Source organism: Novosphingobium guangzhouense (assembly GCF_002896965.1).
In the GTDB taxonomy this organism is placed as follows: Bacteria; Pseudomonadota; Alphaproteobacteria; order Sphingomonadales; family Sphingomonadaceae; genus Novosphingobium; species Novosphingobium guangzhouense.
The window spans coordinates 1-6,034 of the sequence record NZ_LYMM01000091.1; the positions used below are offsets into that span (position 1 = coordinate 1).

At 64.0% G+C, this 6,034-nt stretch carries 5 protein-coding genes; all 5 read right to left on the minus strand.

Annotation, left to right across the window (positions count from 1 at the left end; all coding sequences use genetic code 11):
• Nucleotides 1-1,682, minus strand: a 1,682-nt coding sequence (locus A8V01_RS25735; protein ID WP_245892835.1) for a Y-family DNA polymerase, incomplete at its 3' end; no start/stop codon positions are given.
• On the minus strand, nt 1,597-2,358 hold the full coding sequence (locus A8V01_RS25740; RefSeq protein WP_211295206.1) for an ImuA family protein: 762 nt from the start codon (nt 2,356-2,358) through the stop codon (nt 1,597-1,599). The genes A8V01_RS25740 and A8V01_RS25735, both read right to left, overlap by 86 nt.
• 189 nt (nt 2,359-2,547) lie before the next feature.
• Nucleotides 2,548-3,708, minus strand: a complete 1,161-nt coding sequence (locus A8V01_RS25745; RefSeq protein WP_103099104.1) for a winged helix-turn-helix domain-containing protein — start codon at nt 3,706-3,708, stop codon at nt 2,548-2,550.
• A gap of 224 nt (nt 3,709-3,932) precedes the next feature.
• A complete protein-coding gene (locus A8V01_RS25750) occupies nt 3,933-4,751 on the minus strand; it encodes an inositol monophosphatase family protein (protein WP_103099105.1) in 819 nt (272 codons plus the stop codon).
• The gene (locus tag A8V01_RS25755; protein WP_245892836.1) at nt 4,751-5,719 is read right to left on the minus strand and encodes a diacylglycerol/lipid kinase family protein; all 969 of its coding nucleotides are present in this window, start codon (nt 5,717-5,719) and stop codon (nt 4,751-4,753) included. Before A8V01_RS25755 ends, A8V01_RS25750 begins: the two co-directional genes overlap by 1 nt.
• Nucleotides 5,720-6,034 lie beyond the last annotated feature (315 nt).

Genomic DNA, 6,034 nt, shown 5'->3' on the forward strand with positions numbered 1-6,034 from the left:
CGCCGCCACCATTCGCCATGGATGCGCTCCGGCCCGTCGCCGGCCACGACCTTGTAGGACCGGCCTCGCCACTCGAAGCGCTTGGGCGGCTGATCGGGCAACAGCGCGATCACGCGCGACAAAGGCTCAGGCCGTGCGAACAGCCTCACCGGCCGCTGCCAGGCAGGCCAGGAACCGGCGGTCTCGATTGGGCTGGTCGGCCTTATGGCACGTTCAGGCACATGGCTCTCGACCGGCGCAATGCGGAAAACCGCGCCCGGTCCGATCCTGCCCGCCACGACGTCCACAAGCCGGGCTGGATCGCGCACAGTACTTTCCCCAGTGAGGATCGCCCCCAGGTTCTCGGCGTCAAGCGGCTCGGTATGCGGCGCCAGCAGCCGGAACTGTTCAAGACCCATGCCGGGATCGATGCGCTCGATCCGCAGCTTCAGCAGCCGCAGCAGGTGCGGCACTTCACGGCTCGGCCGGGAAGTGCCGATCGCCACCACCTGCTCGCCGCCATCGATCCGCAAGGCGCAGAGGCGCAGCGAGCGCGCACCCAGCCCCCTTCTCTGGAGAACCTCGGCAAGATCCTTCAACAGGTCGTGCATGACCTGACCAATCGCTTCGGCGGTGCCGATCGGTTCGAGCAGCCGACGCTCGACCGCCGGTGTGACGATATCCTCGCGCGGCGTGATCGGCTCGGCCTTGCCGCCCAGCGCCTGGTCGAGCCGGTCGATGGCGGCCAGACCCAGCCTGCGTGCCAAGGGCCCGCGCGCGACGGGCAGCAGGTCGGCGATCGTCTCGAAGCCGAACTTGCGCGCGGCAACGAGAGCGCCGCTTTCGAGGCGGAGCGCGGCGACCGGAAGCGGTGACAGGGCCGTTAGCAAGCCGCCCTGTGGGATGATGGCGATGTCATCGCGGCCGTAGCGGGCCAGCGCATGCGCGGCGCCCGGCGTATCCGCGATCGCAATGCGCGCCGTGAACCCTGCTCGGCGGCAGAAGGCCTGCAGCCGCTGGCAGAAACGCTCCTCCCCGCCATGCAGGTGCGCAGCGCCGGTCAGGTCCAGCCAGATCCCGTCGGGCGGCGAGACCGCGACGATCGGCGACCAGCGGCGGATGCCGAACAGGGCCAGGCGATCGAGCAGTGCCGTGTCGGCCTCGGGCTCCGCTGCGCGGAAGTCGAGATCGGATACGAGGGCGCGGGCATGGGTTGCCGCCATGCCGACATGGATGCCCAATGCTCTCGCCGCCGGACAGGCCGAAACGATCTCGTCGCGGCGGCCGACCTTGCCGATGAGCGCCAGCGGAGCGACCGCGACCTGCGGCGCGTCGTGCAACTGTTCCGACACTGCTGACGAGGCCATCCGTTTGAACGGATGCTCTGCCGATTCGGAGCGTCGCCCCAGTTCGCGCATCGGCGGCTTGGCATGCAACGGCAACGCCGCGATCTCGCGCTCGACATCCCGGCGTGTGCGGTCCTCGGTCCTGACGACGCCCTGCCCTTCTGCGTTCTTCCGTTCGCGTGCCCAGCGCGCACCCGGCCGCCATCCGCCCCCGCGAGGGACCGAGCAGGCACCGGGATTGTCGTCGACGGGAAGCTGGAGTGCGCGCGGCTCAGGCCGCGGCGCGGCGAACCGGTCCTGCCGTCTCAGCCGTTCGATGGCCAGGAACGGCAGGAACAGCGAGACGACCCGTCGCATCGCATCCCTCCACGATCAGGGAAAAGCCCTCGCCGCCGCGCTGGCGGGCGAGTTCGACCAGCCAGCGCGGGCGGCCGACGCCGGCGACGCCGAGCCGCTGTGATGGCGCACTGGAAATGCGCCAGCGGGTCCAAGCTGCGGAAGTCTCGGCAAGCGGGTCACGATCCCGGCCGCGGTGACGCCGCAACAGGAGGACCGGGATGTCGGCCTCGGCGGCGGCAAGCTGCAGGCGGCGGGTGGCCACCATCGAGACCTTGCTGGCCTCGGCGACGACAGCAGCAGGCGTTCCATCGCGCACCGCATCTTCGACGACGGCGAGTAATGCTGCATCGTCGCGCGGCTGCGCATGAATGACGTCGGCGGAAGCTAACCCTGCCTGTTCGAGGCCGGGTGCGTAGAGGTCGTTGCGGCAGCTGACCCACAGGACCGGCGCGGCGGCAGAGCGGGCTTCGCGCGCGGCGATACCTGCAAGGAACAGCGTGGCTGCTGCGTCATCGACCAGCGAGCAGCTTAGCGCAGCTGCCTCGTGCAGCGCCCCGACGCGCAGACCACCAGAGCTCAGTCGGGTATCCAGCGTCTTCACGCCGAAGGGCATGATCCGATGATCGGTAATCGGCGTCGCCAAGGCGCGCAGGGCATCAATGCTTGGATGCACAAGGGAGGAAACGGGTTGCATGGTGACTTCGCTGACTCGGATTTGTTCCTTTTATGTTCTCACCTCAGACAGGTGGCGGTCAACCGCTTTGAATCGGTCTTCACGTCCAGTATGGGGACAAGCCTGTGCAAACGGCGGAAGCACGCAGGTCACGAGAGGGATGGTCTGCGTCCTTTGAACGCAGTCACGCGACCTGGCCCGGCCGCGGCATCACCCAACCCTTACTTCGGCGAGCCCCAGCCAATCCGCCATTGCCCGCAATTCCACATATGAAGCATCGTGGGTATGATCTGGGGCATCGGATTCCACGTGGATTGAGCGGACCAGCAGCGTCGATGCGGTTCTGTCCGCCTTGAGATCAACGCGAGCCACCAATCGGTCACCCAGCAGGAACGGCAGGACGTAGTAGCCATATTGGCGCTTTTGTGCAGGAACGTAGATTTCGATGCGATAGCGAAAACCGAACAGTCGTTCGGTCCGGTCCCTCTCCCAAATCAGAGGGTCGAAGGGGACCAGCAACGCCCGAGCATCGATGCGGCGCGGTCGTCGGGCATCGCGATGCAGCCAGGCATGCAGCTTTCCCTCCAAGGCGACAGGGATCAAAATGCCGTCTTCCGCGAGCGCTGCGATGGCAGGGCGCGCCTGCGCCGGAGACTGACGGAAATAGTCGCGCAATTCCTTATCTGTGGCGATGCCATGGGCTTTCGCAGCGCGCTCGATCAATGCTTGGTGTGCCGCGCCGTCAGTTGGCGTTGGAAGGGTAAGCACATCAGCGGGTAGCACCCGTTCAGGCAGATCATAGACCCGCTCAAAACCGCGACGGCGCGTGGCCGTGGTAATGTGCCCTGCCCAGAAAAGCCATTCCAGCGCGCGCTTGGTGTCACTCCACTCCCACCAGCCGGATTGCCCTTTGTGAGTTTCGAAGTCGGCGGCTGACATGGGGCCATCGGAGCGGATGCGTGCGAGAATTGCCATGGCTTCAGCGCGACCTTCCGTCGCGCAGTGGCGCATCCATGTCCAACCTGCCTCGCCGCGATCCGCTGCTGCCATGCGCCAGCGCAGGAGGGGATGAATCTCGAATGGCAGCAAAGACGCCTCGTGCGCCCAATATTCAAAAAGCTTTCGCTGCCGCTTCGGTCCCCAGGCGAGCCGGTCTAGATCACCCCTGTCATAGCCACCCAGACGAGAAAACGCCGGCAGATAATGTGCTCGCGTAAGCACGTTAACACTGTCGATCTGATGTAGTTGCAGACGGTCTAGCGTCCGTCGCAAATGGCCTGACGTCGGACGATCTGGACGTTTCTGTCCAAAACCTTGTGCGGCAAGGGCTACCTGGCGGGCCGCATGCAATCCGATTGCTTCAACTTTCATGGGCTTCTACAGTATGCGCGCTGGGTGTGATGAAGCAAGGAAGAGAGCGCCCATGCCCGTTACGAGGCATCTGCTCACCAATCACCCAACCTCCCCATCGAGACTGTTCCGCCGCCGATTTTGCACGCAGGTGCGGCGGCCAACTTTTCCATTCTGGATGCCCAAGATTGGCCGTTAGGAGAATGTCAGTTCCAAAACGTCGGACCCACGAAAGGTGCCATTCGTCAGGAAACGACGAACTCGTCCAACGTCTGCGTCCTGCCGAGCGCTATCGGCCTGTTCCATGTTGCAGGATCATGCCCGTCCTGAGTAAAGCCGCTAAAATCGCACCATGCTTCGCCGCAGCGCTCGATCACTTGCCCGCCACTTGCCTGTACGAGTGCGAGGCCGCCAGCGACGTCCCAGATGTTGGGCCGTTCGAACCATGCCATGTCGAGAAGGCCCGCTGCAACGAAGGCGCACTCGATCGCGGCTGACCCGGTCTTGCGACCGTCCCAGCTAAGGCGCTGGCGCGCAGCGTGCGGCTCACCGCCCAATCGCCTGCGAACAAGCGGGCTGCGCGAAGGCGTGAATGGCGCTGCGTTGAAGCGCAGGTCCCGCCCGACTACGGCATGGTAGATCCCGGCGTCGAGAGCATGGCTTGTGCTGCACCACAAGGCCCCCACTACCGGACTACCGCGATACAGGAGCCCGACGGAAGATGCGAAGAGTGGGAAGCCGTTGATGAAGTTGGCCGTGCCGTCGATGGGATCGACCGCCCAGACGAAGTCATGGCCCCGACCGGGCCGATGATCAATTTCCTCGCCGATGATGTCATGGTCGGGAAAGCTTTGAGCGAGGCGTTCGCGGATCATCTGCTCGACGCGAGCATCGACGTCGGACACCGGATCAGTGAAGTACGATGGATCGGCCTCTATCCCCTTGTAATGGACTTCCTGCATCTTGCCGAGGGCGGCGCGAATCTCATGCCCACCGAGACGCGCGAGTTCGACCGCGATCGTTTCCAGTTCCGAGAGCAGTCCGTCGTCGAGCAAGTCGGCCATTAGGCCTTCTCCTGCGTTCTACATTCGCCTGGTACGAGGATCCGCACGGGCTGCGGCCGGAAGCGGACAGTGACGACACCAGACAAGCGGTCATCGGGCGATCTGTCGTCCAGCCTGAGGGGGCGGTCGTTCACACTCAGCTTGACCATTGATGCGCGCCGGGTCTCGATCGGGCAGGGAGCATCGTCGGGCGCTTCGCACCAGCCCAGCATTTCAATCCGGTCCTCCAGTCTGACCAACACGATGTCGAATAGTCCGTCGGCCGGATCGCCATCGGCGGCAAGCCGGAGACGGGGCCCAGCGTATGGAATGCTCATAATCTCAACCATCAGGCAAACACCCTCCCAGTTCCAATCTCCGGCTTCAATGCGGCAGGGGAACGGTTCTGCGTATTCGAGCGCAGTGCGAAATGCCTTGCGGCCATTGCTTCGTTTCTCGGATGGTGTGCCGGGTTCGTCGTCTACATGTTCGAACGACTGCGTCAGCGATCCTGCCCCCACCGCCTCGACAAAACCATGCCGCCCCCACGGACCATCGGCCTCGCAACGATCCAGCTTTGTCCAACGGCTGAGCGACCATTGACGCGGGAGGTCGCGCCAGTCCCCCTCGACTCCCAGGGCATGAGCAATGTTGTTGGAGCCGCCCAGCGGCAGAACGCCAATGGGGCGCTCGGTATTACCAAGGCTGGACGCAATATGGGCCAACGTGCCGTCGCCCCCTGCACACACAATCAGGTCAAAGGAGGAAGCAAGCGCACCCTCAAGGTCATCCTCGCCATGCGCGCAATAACGCGTGCGTATTCCGGCAGCGCGGATAACCGCTTCGATCTCCGCGCGCGGGACCGGATCGGTTCCGGCATCAGCATTGTGAACGACGAGCGCGACAGGGGCATCAAGAGGCAAATCATCAGGCATCGCCCGCCTAATGAAATGCCGAGATCGCAGTTCCATGCAGAAACGAAATGTCATGTGCCCAAGCATGGATTCTTCGATCGTTAGCGCCGATCGGACGGGGTCAGCGATCTCCTGCGGTCGTCAACAAAGACCGGCCAGGGATGGCTAGCCAATCGACGCGAAGGTGCGATGGCCCTGCGGGTCCTCAGTGACGTAACCACCTGATCCTTACAACCCTTACATCGGACGCGCGATCAGCCTGGTCGGATCTGGACCGGAATGCCCTTTGCTGCAGGAGTCTTCGACAAGCGATCATGATGATCCAGCGGTACGAGAGGATTGAGCTCAGGAAAGTAACCGGCGAGGCTGCCACAAGGGATGTCGTAAGGC

What these genes read in the sequence shown, in the direction of transcription:
- A8V01_RS25740 (WP_211295206.1), bottom strand. Translation starts at nt 2,358, where the DNA reads ATGCAACCCGTTTCCTCCCTTGTGCATCCAAGCATTGATGCCCTGCGC.
- A8V01_RS25745 (WP_103099104.1), bottom strand. Translation starts at nt 3,708, where the DNA reads ATGAAAGTTGAAGCAATCGGATTGCATGCGGCCCGCCAGGTAGCCCTT.
- A8V01_RS25750 (WP_103099105.1), bottom strand. Translation starts at nt 4,751, where the DNA reads ATGGCCGACTTGCTCGACGACGGACTGCTCTCGGAACTGGAAACGATC.
- A8V01_RS25755 (WP_245892836.1), bottom strand. Translation starts at nt 5,719, where the DNA reads ATGACATTTCGTTTCTGCATGGAACTGCGATCTCGGCATTTCATTAGG.